At 59.3% G+C, this 17453-nt stretch carries 15 protein-coding genes and 1 tRNA gene; 11 read left to right on the plus strand and 5 right to left on the minus strand.

Annotation, left to right across the window (positions count from 1 at the left end; genetic code table 11):
* The 3 genes from rph to VNZ65_RS23545 form a co-directional block, all read left to right on the plus strand.
* The coding region (gene rph / locus VNZ65_RS23535) for a ribonuclease PH (protein WP_325673413.1) at window positions 1-605 on the plus strand (605 nt) is incomplete at its 5' end.
* Between the two features lie 77 nt (window positions 606-682).
* Window positions 683-1477, plus strand: coding sequence for a TatD family hydrolase (locus VNZ65_RS23540; RefSeq protein ID WP_325673415.1), 795 nt, complete (start codon window positions 683-685; stop codon window positions 1475-1477).
* Window positions 1470-2150: an ankyrin repeat domain-containing protein gene (locus VNZ65_RS23545; RefSeq protein WP_325673417.1), complete on the plus strand. Its 681-nt coding sequence runs from the start codon at window positions 1470-1472 to the stop codon at window positions 2148-2150. Before VNZ65_RS23540 ends, VNZ65_RS23545 begins: the two co-directional genes overlap by 8 nt.
* 22 nt (window positions 2151-2172) lie before the next feature.
* Here the strand turns inward: VNZ65_RS23545 and VNZ65_RS23550 are convergent, their stop codons facing one another.
* From VNZ65_RS23550 to hpnC, 5 genes are all read right to left on the minus strand, one after another.
* Window positions 2173-3303: an alpha-hydroxy acid oxidase gene (locus VNZ65_RS23550; RefSeq protein ID WP_325673419.1), complete on the minus strand. Its 1131-nt coding sequence runs from the start codon at window positions 3301-3303 to the stop codon at window positions 2173-2175.
* A 172-nt stretch (window positions 3304-3475) separates the two neighbouring features.
* The gene (locus tag VNZ65_RS23555) at window positions 3476-3895 is read right to left on the minus strand and encodes a hypothetical protein (RefSeq protein ID WP_325673421.1); all 420 of its coding nucleotides are present in this window, start codon (window positions 3893-3895) and stop codon (window positions 3476-3478) included.
* Window positions 3896-4031: 136 nt separating this feature from the next.
* Entirely contained in the window at window positions 4032-5378 is a 1347-nt protein-coding gene (gene hpnE, locus VNZ65_RS23560; RefSeq protein ID WP_325673423.1) for a hydroxysqualene dehydroxylase HpnE, read from the minus strand.
* Between the two features lie 35 nt (window positions 5379-5413).
* Window positions 5414-6247: a presqualene diphosphate synthase HpnD gene (gene hpnD / locus VNZ65_RS23565; protein WP_325673425.1), complete on the minus strand. Its 834-nt coding sequence runs from the start codon at window positions 6245-6247 to the stop codon at window positions 5414-5416.
* Between the two features lie 127 nt (window positions 6248-6374).
* Window positions 6375-7187, minus strand: coding sequence for a squalene synthase HpnC (hpnC, locus tag VNZ65_RS23570; protein WP_325673427.1), 813 nt, complete (start codon window positions 7185-7187; stop codon window positions 6375-6377).
* Between the two features lie 285 nt (window positions 7188-7472).
* Here hpnC and VNZ65_RS23575 point away from each other — a divergent pair, with 285 nt between their 5' ends.
* From VNZ65_RS23575 to VNZ65_RS23610, 8 genes are all read left to right on the plus strand, one after another.
* On the plus strand, window positions 7473-8597 hold the full coding sequence (locus VNZ65_RS23575; RefSeq protein ID WP_325673429.1) for an efflux RND transporter periplasmic adaptor subunit: 1125 nt from the start codon (window positions 7473-7475) through the stop codon (window positions 8595-8597).
* Window positions 8594-11689: an efflux RND transporter permease subunit gene (locus tag VNZ65_RS23580; protein WP_325673431.1), complete on the plus strand. Its 3096-nt coding sequence runs from the start codon at window positions 8594-8596 to the stop codon at window positions 11687-11689. The genes VNZ65_RS23575 and VNZ65_RS23580 overlap by 4 nt, the downstream gene beginning before the upstream one ends.
* 302 nt (window positions 11690-11991) lie before the next feature.
* Window positions 11992-13620, plus strand: coding sequence for an amidase (locus VNZ65_RS23585; protein WP_325673433.1), 1629 nt, complete (start codon window positions 11992-11994; stop codon window positions 13618-13620).
* A 226-nt stretch (window positions 13621-13846) separates the two neighbouring features.
* A tRNA-Leu gene (locus tag VNZ65_RS23590) sits at window positions 13847-13933 on the plus strand.
* Between the two features lie 307 nt (window positions 13934-14240).
* Window positions 14241-14738, plus strand: coding sequence for a CreA family protein (locus VNZ65_RS23595; RefSeq protein ID WP_325673435.1), 498 nt, complete (start codon window positions 14241-14243; stop codon window positions 14736-14738).
* Window positions 14739-14939: 201 nt separating this feature from the next.
* Complete coding sequence (tig, locus tag VNZ65_RS23600) at window positions 14940-16292, plus strand: trigger factor (protein WP_098496720.1); 1353 nt, start codon at window positions 14940-14942, stop codon at window positions 16290-16292.
* Window positions 16293-16378: 86 nt separating this feature from the next.
* Complete coding sequence (gene clpP / locus VNZ65_RS23605; RefSeq protein WP_061941514.1) at window positions 16379-17005, plus strand: ATP-dependent Clp endopeptidase proteolytic subunit ClpP; 627 nt, start codon at window positions 16379-16381, stop codon at window positions 17003-17005.
* A gap of 171 nt (window positions 17006-17176) precedes the next feature.
* Window positions 17177-17453 (plus strand): ClpX C4-type zinc finger protein (locus VNZ65_RS23610; RefSeq protein WP_325673438.1); only part of this gene is annotated, 277 nt, incomplete at its 3' end.

Raw genomic sequence — 17453 nt, forward strand, 5'->3', positions numbered from 1 at the left:
CCGCCAGCCTGGAAGAGAAGGTTCCCGGCTTCCTGAAGGGTAAAGGGCAGGGCTGGCTGACCGCGGAATACGGCATGCTGCCGCGTTCCACCAATACCCGCATGGACCGCGAAGCAGCGCGCGGCAAGCAATCCGGCCGCACCCAGGAAATCCAGCGTCTGATCGGCCGTTCCTTGCGCGCCGCTTTCGACCTGCAGGCTTTCGGCGAGCGCACCCTGCACCTGGATTGCGACGTGATCCAGGCCGACGGCGGCACCCGCACGGCCGCCATCACCGGCGCCATGGTCGCAGCCTACGATGCTTTCACCCAGCTGCTGGAAAGCAAGGCGATTGCCGCGATTCCGCTCAAGCATTTTGTCGCCGCGATTTCGGTCGGCGTCTATCAAGGCGCGCCGGTGCTGGACCTGGACTATGTCGAAGATTCCGGTTGCGATACCGACATGAACGTGGTGATGGCCGATACCGGTCATTTCATCGAAGTGCAGGGCACGGCGGAAGGCGTCGCCTTCGACCGTCCGACCCTGAACAGCCTGCTGGACCTGGCGCAGGCCGGCATCGGCGAGCTGATCCAGTTGCAGAAACAGGCCTTGGGCCTGGTGCAGTAAATGCAGGGCGGGCACAAAAACGTGCCCGCCTTACGCGCATGTCATCGATGGCGCCGGCAAGCGATATAATCCTGTCCATGTATATCGATTCCCACTGCCATATCAATTTTCCTGAGCTGTCCGCCAGGATGCCGGAAATTCTCGCCAAGATGGCGCAAAACCAGGTGACCCACGCGCTGTGCGTATCGGTCGATTTGCCCGATTTTCCACAGGTGCTGGCGCTGGCCGAGACCTATCCGCACATCTTTGCCTCGGTCGGCGTCCATCCTGACTATGAAGATACGCCGGAACCGAGCGTCGACGACCTGATCCGCCTGTCCGATCATCCGAAGATCATCGCCATCGGCGAAACCGGCCTCGACTATTACCGCCTGCAGGGCGACCTGGAGTGGCAGCGCGAGCGCTTCCGCCGCCATATCCGCGCTTCGCGTGCGACCGGCAAACCGCTCATCATCCATACCCGCGCCGCCTCGGAAGACACTATCCGTATCATGCAGGAAGAGGGGGCCGGCACCAACGCCGGCGGCGCCGGCGGCGTCATGCATTGCTTCACCGAATCGCTGGCGGTGGCCGAAGCGGCGATCGCCATGGGTTTCTATATTTCCTTTTCCGGTATCGTCACTTTCAAGAGCGCCAAGGAACTGCAAGCGGTGGCGCTGGCCGTGCCCCTGAGCAGCACGCTGATTGAAACCGATTCGCCCTACCTGGCGCCGGTGCCGCATCGCGGCAAGATGAACGAGCCGGGCTGGGTCATGCATGTCGGCGAATTCCTGGCCAACCTGAAGGGTGTCCCGGCGGCTCAGGTGGCGCAGCAGACCACGGATAATTTTTTCAATTTGTTCAAACTGGCAAAGGATCATGTCCATGGATAATCGGCACACGCGCAGCCGTTCTTGTTTTTCCGCACTGCTGTTCCTGCTGGCGGCGCTGGCATGGCTGCCGTCGGTCAGCTGGGCCAATAATAACGATGATTTCTTCAAGGCGGTCAAGCTGGACGACGAGCGCAGCATGAAGGCGCTGCTGGCGGCCGGCGTCAGTCCCAACCTGATACAGAAAGAGCGTGGCGAAACCGGCTTGATGGTGGCTGTGCGCGAGGATTCGAAGAAGGTTTTCAATGTCTTGCTGAGTGCCCGCGGCGTCGATTTGAACACGCGCGCGCGCAATGGCGATACAGCGCTGATGATCGCTTCCTACAAGGGGGACGTGCCTATGGTGAAGGCCTTGCTGGACAAGGAGGCCGAGCCTAACAATACCGGCTGGACGGCGTTGCACTACGCGGCGGCGATCGGTAACGATGAGATTGTGCAGATGCTGCTGGACGCTTCGGCTTATATCGACGCCGGTTCACCCAACAATACGACGCCGATCATGATGGCGGCGCGCGCCGGCAAGATCCTGACGGTCAAGCTGCTGCTCGACAGCGGCGCCGACGTTACCCTCAAAAACGATGTCGGCATGAATGCGATCGACCTTGCCAAGAAATTCGATCACAACGATATCGCCGACGGCTTGACCCAGCGCCTGCAGAAAGCCGGCAAGCTCTAGGTGGCAATGGCCGCAGACCTGATCAGCTCAGGATCTGCGGTCCCACATCTTTAATATCCTTGCTGCCGGTCAGCGCCATGCTGACATCCAGTTCCTGTTGCAGGATCTGCAGCATGCGGGTCACGCCGGCTTCGCCCATGGCGCCCAGGCTGTAGAGGAAAGCGCGGCCGATCATGGTGCCCTTGGCGCCCAGCGCGACCGCTTTCAAGACATCCTGGCCGCTGCGGATGCCGCCGTCGAACCAGACTTCGAGCTGGTCGCCGACCGCATCGACAATCGCCGGCAGCGCTGAAATCGACGACACCGCGCCATCCAGCTGACGGCCGCCGTGATTGCTGACGACGATGGCGTCGGCGCCGGTGGTAGCGGCAATCTTGGCGTCCTCGACGTCCAGGATACCTTTCAGGATCAGCTTGCCGCCCCATTGTTCCTTGATCCAGGCAATGTCGTCCCAGCACAGGCTCGGATCGAACTGGCTGGCGGTCCATTTGCTCAAGGTCATGATGCCGTCGGCGCCGGCCACGTGGCCGGCCAGGTTGCCGAACGATTTGCGGCCGCTCAATGCGCGCAGGGCCCAGCCGGGCTTGGTGGCGAGGTCGAGCAGGTTGGCGATGGTCATCTTGGGCGGCACCGACATGCCGTTCTTCAAGTCTTTATGGCGTTGGCCGAGGATCTGCAAATCCAGCGTCAGCACCAGCGCCGAGCATTTGGCGGCCTTGGCGCGTTCGATCAGCGATTTGATGAAGCCGCGGTCGCGCATCACGTACAGCTGGAACCAGAACGGCTTGGTGGTGACGCTGGCGACGTCTTCGATCGAACAGATGCTCATGGTCGACAGGGTAAACGGGATACCGAATTTCTCCGCCGCGATGGCGCCCAGCATTTCGCCGTTGGCCCATTGCATGCCGGTCAGCCCGGTCGGTGCAATCGCCACCGGCATGGTGACATCCTCGCCGATCATGGTGCTGCGGGTGGAGCGCTGGTCGACATTGATGGCGACCCGCTGGCGCAGTTTCAGGGCCGCGAGGTCGCTGCTGTTGGCGCGATAGGTGCTCTCGGTGTAGGAGCCGCTGTCGGCATAGTCGTAGAAGGCTTTGGGGACGCGTTTCTTGGCCAGCAGGCGAAAATCTTCAACGCAGGTGATGACAGGCATAGGGTTCTCTGGATAGCTGGTATGACGCTATATTAGAGGAAAAGGATGTCCTCTCTAGTGAAAATTAATTGATGTTTTGCATGAAGCATTTTCATGCAAAAGTGGCCGGTCGCGGGTCTTTTGCTTTTTTGCACAGAATTTAATGATGTGCGGCGGCGCCTGCTTGCGTCGACTAATCCAAACCTAAATAGCTAGGGATGCCAGAAGACTCCCAAAGACACTTTCCCGTGCAGGCCTCTTTTTCCCGGCGCCAACCGCGCGCATCCATGCAAGAGCGCATGGCCTTGTCCCTGCTCTTGTCATTGTCATCGTGCTGTGAGTACGCGGGCGGCGTATATTCGCCGGAGTAGGTGGTGCAATCGGTACCGCCTTTGTCATTTGGCTTGCAAGAGGTTTTGCTTGGTGTTTGCTTTGATGGCGTGAGCCTGTAGGCGAGGGCTGGCGGATAGAGCTGCAGCGCTTCGTACTGGCAGGCTTGCTGATCTGCGGGAAGTGCCGTAGCGGGTTTTCCCGGATTCACCCATGTGGACGTGCAGCCTGATAATGTGGCGGCAAGTAAAAAAACGACGCTATAAAAAAATATTTTAATCATGTGCTACCTGCCTTGATGACTAAGCGAAGGATATATTAATAACATCCTTGCCAATAGATTGATGTCAATTTTCTGTCAACAATTGAAGGCCGCATGATTTCTCGCCAAACCATTGGGGGAGGGGCAGCGTCTCCCGTCAGCGAATTTGGCGCAGCAATTCCTGCGCCGCCTGCCTGCCGCTGCGCACTGCCGACTCCAGGGTCGCCGGATAGTCGCTGGCGGTGTAGTCGCCGGCCAGCATCAGCCGTTCCAGGCCGCTGTCATTGGCCGGCCGCGCCAGGCCCGGGGTGCAAGCGAAGGTGGCGCGTTTCTCTGAAATGACCTTGCTCCACAGGGGCTGCGCCAGCTGCGGCTGTTTGAAGGTGGCGGCAATCTGGCTTGCGAGCGCGCTACCCAGTGCTTGATGGCCGTCCTGGATCGCCGCGGAGGAGGCGCTGATGACCACGGCCAGCAAGCCGGCCTGGGCCGGATCGAGCTGGCCGCGGTCGAATACGAACTGGCCCCAGGCCGCGCCGCCGTCCGTATTGTCCGGATCGTCGAGCAAGGCGAAGAAGGGCCGCGGCAGCCGTGTGGCGCTAGCATATTGCAGATAGCAAGTGGTAATCGGTTCGTAGGTAAAGCTGCGCAATGTGGCCAGCAGTTCGGCGTCAGCGCTGCCTTCCAGCAGCGCGGCGGCGGTTTCCGGCGGCGTCGCGACGACCACGGCGTCGAAGTTCTGGCTGCTGTCGCCGCTTTGCAATTGCCATTGCTGGCCGTCGCGCCGCACTTGCTTGACGCTGCGCCCGGATTCGAGGCTGCCGCCGCGTTCTTCGATGAATGCCGCCGCCTGTTGCGGGAACAAGCTGCTCAGGTCACGCCGCGGCAACAGCATGTCGGATGCGCTTCTGCGGGCGCCGAGGCTGTCGCGCAGCACCGCCAGGAAGACCTGGGCCGAGGCCTGTTCGGGCCGGGTGTTGAGCGCGGCGATGCACAGGGGGCGCCACATCAGCTGGATCAGGCGATCCGTCTGGTCGAAGCGTTCCAGCAGGGTGCTGACGCTGCAATCGTCGTTCAGGCGCCAGTCCATCCAGCGCGCGGCCGAGGAAAAACGCGCCAGCGCCAGCTTGTCTTCACGTTGCAGTCCGGTGGCGCGCCACAGCGCTGCCAGCAGATGCAAGGGCGCAGGCAGGCGCGGCGCGCTGAATGTCATGCCGCCGCTGCCGGCCGGGTAGTTCATCTGTAGCGGCAGGCGCAGCATGGCCTGCTCAGGGTCGATGCCGACCTTGCGCATCATCTGCAAGCTTTGCTTGTAGGCGCCGAGCAGGATATGCTGGCCGTTGTCGAGCACGGTATCGTCTATATCGACCCGTCGCGCGCGACCGCCCAGCTGGCGGCTGGCTTCATACAAGGCGACCTGGTGCCCGGCCTGGGTCAGTTCGACAGCGGCGGTGCAGCCGGCCCAGCCGGCGCCGATCACGGCAATATGCTGTGCTTCGCGGACCATTTCAGGAAATCGCTAAGAAGGCGGAAGGGGTCAGCTTAACCGCGCACATAAGTCTTCCATGCCAGCCACAGTTTGCGGATAGGCGTCAGCGATATGCGCTGGTTCAGCACATGGAAACCGTCGCGCTCGATCTCGCCGAGCAAGGCGCGATAGATGGCCGCCATCATCAGGCCGGGACGCTGGGCGCGCCGGTCTTGCTTGGGCAGCAAGGCAAACGCTTCATCGTAGGCTTGCTGCGCGCGCGCCACCTGGAAGCGCATCAGCTTGACGAAATTCTCGCTGTAGCGGGCATTGAGGATGTCGGCTGCGGTGACATTGAATTGCTGCAGTTCGTTGACCGGCAAATAAATACGGCCCTTGCGGCCGTCTTCGCCGACGTCGCGGATGATGTTGGTGAGCTGGAAGGCGAGGCCGAGCTTTTCGGCAAACTGCAGGGTTTGCGGCTGGCTCACGCCAAAGATGCTGGCCGACAGGATGCCGACCACGCCGGCCACATGCCAGCAATATTGCTTGAGGCCGGGATAGTCCAGATAGCGGGTCTGGTTCAGATCCATTTCCATGCCGTCGATGATCGCTTGCAGGTGCTTGCCTTCCAGTCCATAGGTCAGCAGGTGCGGTTGCAGCGCCTGGGTCACCGGATGCGAGGGATTGCCGGCCAGCATGGCGGCGATTTCCTTGCGCCACCACATCAGCTTGCTGCGCGCCACGCTTTCATCGGTGCAGTCGTCGACAGTGTCGTCCACTTCGCGGCAAAACGCGTAGAGGGCCGTAATGGCGCGGCGACGCTCGACCGGCAGGAACAGGAAGCTGTAGTAGAAACTGGAACCGCTTTGGGCGGCTTTTTGCTGGCAGTAATCGTCTGGTGACATGGATATAAAAAACGGTAATGAGCGTTAATGACTGCTTGGATGCTCGTGGCTGCGGGTAGCTTGAAAACGACTTGCCCGAAGTATACGTAAGAAATGCTGCTTGCTTGCTGATTTTTATCGATTTTTGTTATGCCATGCGCAAGGCGCGCCAGGCCAGCAGCAGCCAGTCGGGTTTTTCCAGTTTTGGCCGGCGGCGGAACATATCGTATTCTGCCGCTTCCAGCATTTCCAGGATGCGCAAGCCGCCTTGCACCACCAGCCGCAGCTCCCAGCCGATCCGTCCGGGCAGGCGCAGCGCCAGGCCCTGGGCGCCGCTCATCATGGCGCGCGCGCGCTGTACCTCGAACGCCATCAGGCGGCGCCAGGCATGGTCGCAATCGCCGCTGGCGAGCTGCGCCTGCGATACGCCGAAACGCTGCAAATCTTCCAGCGGCAGGTATATGCGCGTCTTGTTCCAGTCGATGGCGACGTCTTGCCAAAAGTTAATCAGTTGCAGCGCCGAGCAGATCGCATCGGAGTCGCGCAGGTTTTGTTCGCTGGCAGCGCCATACAGGTGCAACATCAGGTTGCCGACCGGATTGGCCGAGCGGCGGCAATAATCGAGCAGGTCGGTAAACTGGCTATAGCGGGTGGTGACCACATCCTGCTTGAAGGCAGACAGCAGATCGCGAAACGGCGTCAGCGGCAGCTGATACGCAATGACCACCTCATGCAGAGCCTGGAATAGCGGACTTTCGGCGGTTTGCTGCTGTTCTATCCGGTCTAGCGCCGTTTCATAGGCGTTCAGCTCACGTAGGCGCTGCTCGGGAGTGGCGTCGCCTTCATCGGCAATGTCGTCGGCGCTGCGGGCAAAGGCATAGATCGCTTTGACTGCCGGACGCAGGCGGGCAGGCAATAATATTGATGCTACCGGGAAATTTTCGTAATGATTGGTGGACATGTGGCGCCGGATAAAACATTGATTAAAAAGACATATTTATGCCTGTTTCAGACAGACGCAAAAAAGCCTTGGGCAAACTTGATCGCTCGCAATTATAATTACTGACTTTAGAGTTAGTAATTTTGAGGGCGGGATGAAAGCTGCCGCAGCAGCCCGCCGTGATCACTACGTATCCTGATGGCAATGCGCAAACCGGCAATAGCCCAGAATAGTAAAGGAAAAAACGTGCCGACCCAGATAATTCAGCGTGTAATTCAGCGAGAATCAACCCCTCGCCATGGCTTGATGCGCGCTCCTAATTTATTGCTTGTTTGCTCATTGTTCCTGTTGGCGGCTTGTTCCAAGGCGCCGGAAAAAGTTGAGGATATCCGCCCGGTGCGCGTGACGGTGCTCAATCCGGCCAATGCCGACGTCACCTCCGAACTTCCCGGCGCGGTGCAGGCGCGCTACGAATCGCAGCTAGGCTTCCGGGTCGGCGGCAAGATCATCGCCCGCCAGGTGGATGTCGGCACGGTGGTCAAGCGCGGCCAGGTACTGATGCGGCTGGATCCGAAGGATTTGCAGCTGGCGCAGGCGCAAGCGGTAGCGGCAGTGACTTCCGCCGCCAGCAACCGCGATACGGCCAAGGCCGACTTGAAGCGCTACAAGGAGTTGCGCGACAAGAATTTCGTCAGCCAGGCGGTGCTGGACGCCAAGGATACCGCCTTCAAGGCGGCGCAAGCGACTTATGACCAGGCCGAGGCGGCGTTCAAAGGGCAGTTGAATCAGACGGCTTATGCCACCCTGGAGTCCGACGTCGACGGCGTGGTCACCGCCATCAATGCGGAAGCCGGCCAGGTCGTGGCGGCGGGCACGCCGGTGGTCAGCGTGGCGCGCCAGGGCGCCAAGGAAGTCGTGGTCGGCGCGCCGGAAAACCAGGTCGATCAGCTGCGCCGCAGCGACGATGTCCAGGTGCGCCTGTGGGCCGATCCCAAGCAGCTGATCCGCGGCACGGTGCGCGAAGTGTCGCCGATTGCCGATCCGGTGACGCGCACCTACGCCATCAAGATTGCGATTCCCGACGATACGCCCAACGTCAAGCTGGGCATGACCGCTTACGCGGCATTCATCAGCAAGACCAGCGACGACGCCATCAAGGTGCCGCTCACTGCGCTGCTGCGGGTGCAAGACCATAGCGTGGTGTGGGTGGTTGACGGCGCCGCCGCACATCAGGTGCGCCAGGTCCCGATTGAAATCACCGGCCAGCACGGCAATGAAGTATGGATACGCGGCGCCTTGAAGCCCGGCCAGCAGGTGGTCACGGCTGGCGTCAATCAATTGAAGCAGGGCCAGAAGGTCACCATCCTCGACGCGCCGGAAGCCAGCCTGCCGGCCGCCAAGGCTGCCGGCGTCAGCGGAGCCGCCCAATGAGCGACGGTAAAAAGAGCGGTTTCAATCTGTCGCGTTGGGCGCTGGAGCACATCCCGCTGACGCGCTACCTGATGGTGGTGCTGGTGATCGGCGGCATCCTGAGTTACGGCCGTCTCGGGCAGGATGAAGATCCGCCGTTTACATTCCGCGCCATGGTGGTGTCGGCGCAATGGCCAGGCGCCACTGCCTTGCAGATGGCCGACCAGGTTACCGACAAGCTGGAAAAGAAGCTGCAGGAAACCCCGCATATAGACACCATCCGCAGCTATTCCAAGCCGGGCGAAACGCTGATCATCCTGACCTTGCAGGAATCCGCCACGCCCAAGGAAACCGTGGATGCCTGGTACCAGGTGCGCAAAAAGATCGACGACATCAAGCTGACCTTGCCGCAGGGCGTGCTGGGACCGTTCTTCAACGATGAATTCGGCGAAACCTACGGTTCCATCTTTGCGGTGTCCGGCGACGGTTTCAATTATGCCGATGTCAAGGATTACGCCGATTTCGTGCGCCAGCAGCTGCTGACCTTGCAGTCGGTGGCCAAGGTCGATCTGTTCGGCGTGCAGGATGAAAAGATCTTCATCGAATTTTCGCAGAAAAAGTTTTCTCAGCTGGGCATCTCGGTACAGGACATCGTCAACCAGCTGAGCGCGCAGAACGCCCTGCAAGCCAATGGCATACTGGTGACCGCCAGCGACAACCTGCAGATCCGCGTCAGTGGCGCGCTGGCCTCGCCCAAGGACCTGGAAAACCTGCAGCTGCGGGCCAACAACACCACCTTCCGGCTGGGCGATTTTGCCGCCATCAAGCGCGAGTACATCGATCCGCCGTCGCAAAAAATGCGTTACAACGGCAAGGAAGTGATCGGGCTCGGGGTCTCGATGGTGAAGGGCGGCGACATCATTGCGCTGGGCAAGGACATGGCGCGCATCACCGCGGAAATCAAGGCCAAGCTGCCGGTCGGGATCAACCTGGAGCGGGTTTCCAACCAGCCGAAAATCGTCGCCGAATCGGTCGACGAATTCCTCAAGACACTGATGGAAGCGGTGCTGATCGTGCTGGCGGTGAGTTTCCTCTCGCTCGGTTTCCATACCAAGCCGTTCCGTATCGATGTCTGGCCGGGCCTGGTGGTGGCACTGACGATTCCGCTGGTGCTGGCGATCACCTTCCTGTTCATGCGCATCTTCAGCATCGACCTGCACAAGATCTCGCTGGGAGCGCTGATCATCGCCCTCGGCTTGCTGGTCGACGACGCCATCATTGCGGTCGAAATGATGGTGCGCAAGATGGAGGAGGGCTTGTCGCGGCTGGAGGCGGCGACCTTTGCCTACACCTCGACGGCGATGCCGATGCTGACCGGCACCCTGATTACCGCCGCCGGCTTCCTGCCGATCGGGCTGGCGAAATCGGCTGCCGGCGAATATACCTTCTCCATGTTTTCGGTGAATGCGCTGGCGCTGCTGATTTCCTGGCTGGTGGCGGTGCTGTTCACACCTTATATTGGCTATCTGCTGTTGAAGGTCAAGCCGGCTGCCGGCGCTGACGGCCATCATGAATTGTTCAACACGCCGTTCTATTCGCGCGTGCGGCGCGCAGTCAACTGGTGCGTCGAGTGGCGCAAGACCACCATCGCCCTGACGCTGATGGTGTTTGCGCTGGGTGTGTTCGGCTTCAAGTTCATCGAAGAACAGTTCTTCCCTGATTCCAGCCGGCCGGAACTGATGATCGAGCTGTGGCTGCCGGAAGGCTCTTCCTTTGCCGCCACCGAGGCGCAAGCCAAGAAGTTCGAAGCCTACATCCACAATGCGCCGGAACTGGAAAGCATGACAACCTATGTCGGCAGCGGCAGTCCGCGTTTCTACCTGCCGCTGGACCAGATCCTGCCGCAGACCAATGTGGCGCAGCTGGTGCTGCTGACCAAGGACTTGGCTTCGCGCGACGCCTTGCGCCTGAAAATCACCGATGCTTTCAAGCATGGCTTCCCGGAAGTGCGCGGCCGCGTCAAGCTGCTGCCGAGCGGACCGCCGGTGCCGTATGCGGTGCAGTTCCGCGTCAGCGGCACCGATGCCGCCAAGGTCCGGGTGATTGCCGACCAGGTCAAGAGCGTGATGAACCGCAATCCGAACATCATTGGCCTGAACGACAACTGGAACGAATCGGTCAAGGTGCTGCGGGTCGATCTGGACCAGGATAAATTGCGCACGCTGGGAATAGGTTCGCAAACCGTGATGCAGACCGTCAACACCCTGCTGACCGGCACCACCATCGGCCAATATCGCGAGCACGACCGGCTGATCGACATCGTGGTGCGCCAGCCGCTGGATGAACGCGCCACCATCGATGCCTTGAACCAGGCCAATATTCCGACCGCCAGCGGCAAGTCGGTGCCGCTGGCGCAGGTCGCCACGGTCAAGCTGGTATGGGAGCCGGGCGTGGTCTGGCGCGAATGGCGCAACTGGGCGATCACCGTGCAGGCCGATGTCATCGATGGCGTGCAAGGGCCGACCGTGACCGACCAGATCAATCCGCAGCTCGACAAGATCCGGGCCCAGCTGCCGCCCGGCTATGTGATCGACATTGCGGGCGCTGCCCACGACGCCGGCAAGGCGCAGGATTCGATCGCCGCCAATGTGCCGCTGGTGATTTTCATCATCTTCACTTTGCTGATGCTGCAGCTGCATAGCTTCTCGCGTTCGCTGCTGGTGTTCCTGACCGGGCCGCTGGGCATCGCCGGCGCCGCTGCCGCGCTGCTGATCCTGCATCGGCCGTTCGGCTTCGTCGCCCAGCTTGGCGTGATCGCGCTGTTCGGCATGATCATCCGTAACTCGGTGATCCTGATCGACCAGATCGAACACGATATCGCCAGCGGGGTGGCGCCCTGGAATGCCATCGTCGAATCGGCGGTACGCCGTTGCCGGCCGATCATGCTGACGGCGGCGGCGGCGGTGCTGGCCATGATTCCCTTGTCGCATTCAGTGTTCTGGGGGCCAATGGCGGTGGCCATCATGGGCGGCCTGATTGTGGCGACCGGCCTGACCTTGCTGTTCCTGCCGGCCTTGTATGCGGCCTGGTTCCGAGTTAAAAAGCCGCAGTAACGCCATCCCTGCGTTTCCCAAAGACCGCCAATCGGCGGTCTTTGCATTTTTGCTCCCTGTGAAAATGCAGTTCTCAATCGCGCAAAGCATACGCTTCGTCATTCGCAATTGTTATCAATTGGGAAATTGTTTTTCTTGCATCATAAAATCTGCTATGCGATAGTTGAAGCTCCTCAGCCACTGCGGATGGGGAAAAACGGCCCCTGTATCTGGTGACAAGCGTATATGGAGGCACATGAATCGGTATTCGGCTAGGCAGCGGAGTATTTGACGCCGATGCCACACCATTGGAGGGGGCGAACATGACAAGCGAATTGACTTCTAACAATCCCGGCGAAGGCAGCGCAGATTCACCGCAACGCAGGAAATTTCTGACGGACGGCAGCCTGGCAATGCTGGGTGCTTCTTCTGTCGGCGGCTTGCTCGCCGGCATGTCCTCCCAAGCCGCCGCGGATGGCAACCATGCGGGATCAGCCAGGCCCGCAGCTGCGCAGGCCGACATCGTTGCGCTGGATGCGGTGGCGTTGTCGGCAGCCATCAAGGCGCGCCAGGTTTCCTGCCGCGAAACCATGCAAGCCTATCTCAGGCAGATAGCGCGGATTAATCCCAGCGTCAATGCGATAGTCTCACTACAAGACAGCGACTACTTGCTCAAGCAGGCAGAGCGATGTGACCGCCAGCTGGCGCGCGGCGAATACATGGGCTGGTTGCATGGCATGCCGCACGCTGTCAAGGATCTGGCGGAAACCGCCGGCATCCGCACGACCTTCGGTTCGCCGCTGTTCAAAGATCATGTCCCGCGGCAGGACGACATTCTCGTCGAAAGGATCAAGCGCCACGGTGCGATCATCATCGGCAAGACCAATACGCCTGAATTCGGGCTGGGATCGAATACCTACAATCCCAATTTCGGCGTCACCAGAAACGCCTACGATCAAAGCCGGGTCGCGGGCGGCAGCAGCGGCGGCGCGGCCGTGGCGCTGGCGCTGAAAATGGTGCCGGTGGCCGATGGCAGCGACATGATGGGATCCTTGCGCAATCCGGCCGCATTCAACAATATTTATGGTTTTCGTCCTACCGTCGGCGTGGTGCCGGCGGGACCGGACCCGGAACTGTTTCTCGGCCAGCTGGCAACCGACGGTGCAATGGGGCGTACAGTCACTGACCTGGCCATGCTGTTGGCTACCGAGGCGGGTTACGACGCCAGGGCGCCGTTGTCGATCCAGGAAAACCCGGCCGGCTTCACCCAATCGCTGAAGCGCGATTTTCGTGGCACGCGAGTAGGTTGGCTGGGCGATTTCAATGGATATCTGCCGATGGCGGAAGGCATATTGGCAATGTGCCGCACTTCCTTTGCCACGCTTGAAGCCTTGGGCTGCAAAGTCGATGAGGCGACACTGGATTTTGCGCCGGAACGCATGTGGGAAACATGGCTCACTCTGCGCCATTCGTCGCTTGCCGGCGGTCTCGGCGACAGCTATCTGGATCCGGCCAAGCGTGCCTTGATGAAGCCGGAACTGATCTGGGAAATCGAGGGCGGCATGAAGTTGCGGGTGACGGATTTCTATAGGGCCTCGAAGGCGCGCAGCGCCTTGTATCAGGCGTTCAACAAAATGTTCATGCAGTTTGATTATGTACTATTGCCGACTGCCCAGATATTTCCATTTTCCATCGATGAACATTGGCCAAAGCGTATCGCCAATAGAAACATGGATACTTATCACCGCTGGATGGAGGTGGTCATAGCCGCATCGTTGACCGGTAGTCCCGCCGTCAGTGTGCCGCTTGGTTTTGGTGCGCAAGGCTTGCCAATGGGGCTGCAGATCATAGGCAGGCGCGGCGCCGATCTGGCGGTGCTGCAGCTGGCCTATGCTTACGAGCAAGCCACGCAATGGGTGCAGCGGCGGCCGCCGCCATTGTTGGGCATCTGAATTGGCTGCCGTGCCGCTGAGTTACTCCTGGATCTTGGTGGGCGCTCTGGCCCCGGGTTCTCGGATAATCTGCGCCGGGGCGCTTGCGGATTCCTGCGTTGCCGTGGACAACGCGAGTGAAAAGTTGCTCATGCCTCTCGCCATATCAAACGGCTTGCAGTAGAATAGCGGGCTGCCCGATATTGCCCAAGCATAGCGGGCGGGCATGAAGCAAATGCTAGCAAATGCGACCGTGGCGAAATTGGTAGACGCAACAGGTTTAGGTCCTGTCGAGAGCAATCTTGTGGAGGTTCGAGTCCTCTCGGTCGCACCAGCCTGTCGGTATTCCCTTACCACCTGGCTGAATATTCAAGAACCCTCTGCCGAGGGTTTTTTTACGTCCCTGTCTTTTGTATCAGGGCAAGGAGCCTGCCGGACTTAAGGGGGGTGGCTGCAAAAATACCTGAGCGGGCCATATTTCACCGGCTTCTTGGTCAATAGCTCGCTATTGACCAAGAAGCCGGCAAAATCTGTCCTCGCTCAGCTATTTTTTTCGCTTTGCCCCCTTAAGTCCGACAGGCTCCTAGGTAAAAAAGCGGACGGTTCGGCATACAATCGGTTTTTTATTTCTCGGAATACATATGCGTACAACATCTCGTTGCCTGGCAGTACTGCTTGCTTGCGCTGCATTTGCTACGGCTTCCGCGCCGGTGCAGGCCGCATCGGAGCAGGTGGGCGAGGTCAGCACTGCTTTTCGCTGGGTCGGCCGCAACGACCGGGTGGTGGTGGAGGCCTACGACGACCCCAAGGTACAGGGCGTGACCTGTTATGTCTCGCGCGCACGCACCGGTGGCGTCAAGGGTACGGTCGGCCTGGCGGAAGACCGGGCCGAGGCGTCGATTGCCTGCCGCCAGGTGGCGGCTGCCGTCCAGTTCGTCGGCAAGCTGCCCTTGCAGGAAGATGTGTTTACCGAGCGCATGTCGGTGTTGTTCAAACGTTTACATATAGTGCGTCTGGTCGACCCGAAGCGTAACACCCTGGTTTATCTTACCTATTCGGATAAGCTGGTGGATGGCAGTCCGCAAAACAGCGTAACCGCCGTGCCGGTGTCTGCCGGAAACCCGATTCCGCTCAAATAAGCAGGCCTGGCCGGCTTTTGCCGTTGAAATAGCTGCCGGATCGCTTGTTAATACAGGCGCACGGTCACGCGTTTTGGCGCAACTGCCTGTTTTACGTATAGAATATCGGACTTTAGCGCGACGGGGTTGGGGTGAAAATGACAACATTTGACCCATTTACTCTGGTCGCACCACGGAATTTTTAATTTTTGGACGATCCACATGGCAACTGCAGTCGAAACTCTGGATAAACTTGAACGCCGCCTTACCCTCACTATCGCGATCAGCGAAGTGCAAACCGAAGTCGAGAAACGCCTGAAGGTTCGCGCTCGCACCGCTAAAGCGCCTGGCTTCCGCCCAGGTAAAGTGCCGATGAAGATGGTCGCCGCACAATACGGCTATCAGGTGGAAACCGAAGTGTTGAACGACAAGGTCGGCAACGCTTTCAATACTGCCGCCAACGAAAACAACCTGCGCGTCGCCGGTTACCCGAAGATCGAGCCTAAGAACAGCGAAGGCGTTGCTGAAGGCACGCTGGCGTTCGACGCTACTTTCGAGATCTATCCTGAAGTCAAGATCGGCGATCTGACTGCAGTGGAAGTCGAGCGCACCAAGGCTGAAGTCAGCGATGCGGAAATCGACAAGACCATCGACATCCTGCGCAAGCAGCGCGTGCATTACCACGTCAAGGGCGAGCAAGGCGCGCACGGCGATGGCGGCAGCGATCTGACAGCCAAGAACGGCGACCGCGTGACAGTCGACTTCGTCGGCAAGATCGACGGCGTTGAATTCCAGGGCGGCAAGGCTGACGACTACGCCTACGTGCTGGGCGAAGGCCGCATGCTGCCAGAGTTCGAAGCCGCGACGATCGGCCTGAAAGTCGGCGAAGCCAAGACTTTTGAACTGGCTTTCCCTGCCGATTACCACGGCAAGGACGTGGCAGGCAAGACTGCCGAGTTCACCATTACCCTGAAGAAGCTGGAATGGGCGCACCTGCCGGAAGTCGACGCGGAATTCGCCAAGACCCTCGGCATCGACGACGGCGACCTGACCAAGATGCGCGCTGACATCAAGCTCAACCTGGAGCGTGAAGTCGGTTCCCGCGTCAAGGCCAAGAACAAAGACAGCGTGATGGATGCCCTGATCAAGGTCAGCGAACTGGAAGTGCCTAAGGCGCTGGTAGACCAGGACGTCGAGCGTCTGGTTGAAATGACACGCCAGGACATGGCGCAGCGCGGCATGAAGGTTAACGACATGCCTTTCCCGCCTGAGCTGTTCACGGCACAAGCCGAGCGTCGCGTCCGCCTGGGCCTGATCCTGGCTGAAGTGGTCAAGGAAAACAAATTGCAGGCAACACCAGAGCAGGTCAAGGCGCAAGTCGAAGACTTTGCCCAGAGCTACGAAGACCCACAGCAAGTCCTGAAGTATTATTTCAGCGATCGCCGCCGTCTGGCAGAGGTCGAAGCCCTTGTTTTGGAAGAAAACGTCGTTAACTACGTGTTGGGCAAATCGAAAGTGACCGACAAGTCGGTTGCCTTCGATGAATTGATGAGCAACAACGGGCAACAGGCTTAATCAGCCTGCATAACCGGAGTCAGGCAGGAAGCCTGGCCCCGGTCAGTGGATTGATTAGGTTTTGAGCGCTCTCCATAAGGAATACTATGACAGGCTTTAATCGTAATTCGGCACTGGATACTGACATGCTCGGCATGGTGCCTATCGTGATTGAGCAAAGCGGGCGCGGTGAGCGGTCGTATGATATTTATTCGCGCCTGTTGCGCGAGCGCGTGATTTTCCTGGTGGGCCCGGTCAATGACCAGACCGCCAACCTGATCGTGGCGCAATTGCTGTTCCTGGAAAGTGAAAATCCTGACAAGGATATTTCCCTGTACATCAATTCCCCTGGCGGCTCGGTTTCGGCCGGCATGGCGATTTTTGACACCATGCAGTTCATCAAGCCGGATGTCTCGACGCTGTGCACCGGCATGGCTGCTTCGATGGGGGCTTTTCTGCTGGCCGCTGGCGCCAAGGGCAAGCGTTTCTCGCTGCCGAATTCGCGCATCATGATTCACCAGCCTCTGGGCGGCGCCCAAGGGCAAGCTTCGGATATCGAAATCCAGGCACGCGAAATCCTGTATTTGCGCGAGCGCCTGAACGGCATCCTGGCTGACAAGACCGGCAGAAGCGTTGAGCAGATCAGCAAGGATACGGATCGGGATAATTTCATGTCGGCGGATGCCGCCGTGGAATATGGTCTGATTGATAAAGTCCTGGCGACACGCGCTTGATTACTGCGTAATTGAAGGAATTGCTGAGCGCCCGGCCATAAGGTACGGGCGTTTTGCTTTTCAAAAATGGCCTCAGCGTGACGAATCTTGATTTCGCGGGTAATATAAAATCAATGTTCGTCATGTGCTCCTTTTAATGCGCCACTCTAGTTTTAATTAAATACTGCCTTTATGCCTGATAAAAAATCTTCCAGCGGCGAAAAACTGCTTTACTGCTCCTTCTGCGGCAAGAGCCAGCATGAGGTGAAAAAACTCATCGCCGGGCCATCGGTATTCATCTGTGATGAATGTATCGATCTCTGCAATGACATCATTACGGATGAAGCTTCGAACGTCGAGACGCTGGATGGCCAGAAATCGGAATTGCCGACGCCGCAGGAAATCAGCGAGCTGCTGGATCAATACGTGATCGGCCAGGAGCCGGCCAAGCGCATCTTGTCGGTGGCGG

This window comes from Collimonas sp., from assembly GCF_035566555.1.
In the GTDB taxonomy this organism is placed as follows: domain Bacteria; phylum Pseudomonadota; class Gammaproteobacteria; order Burkholderiales; family Burkholderiaceae_D; genus Collimonas.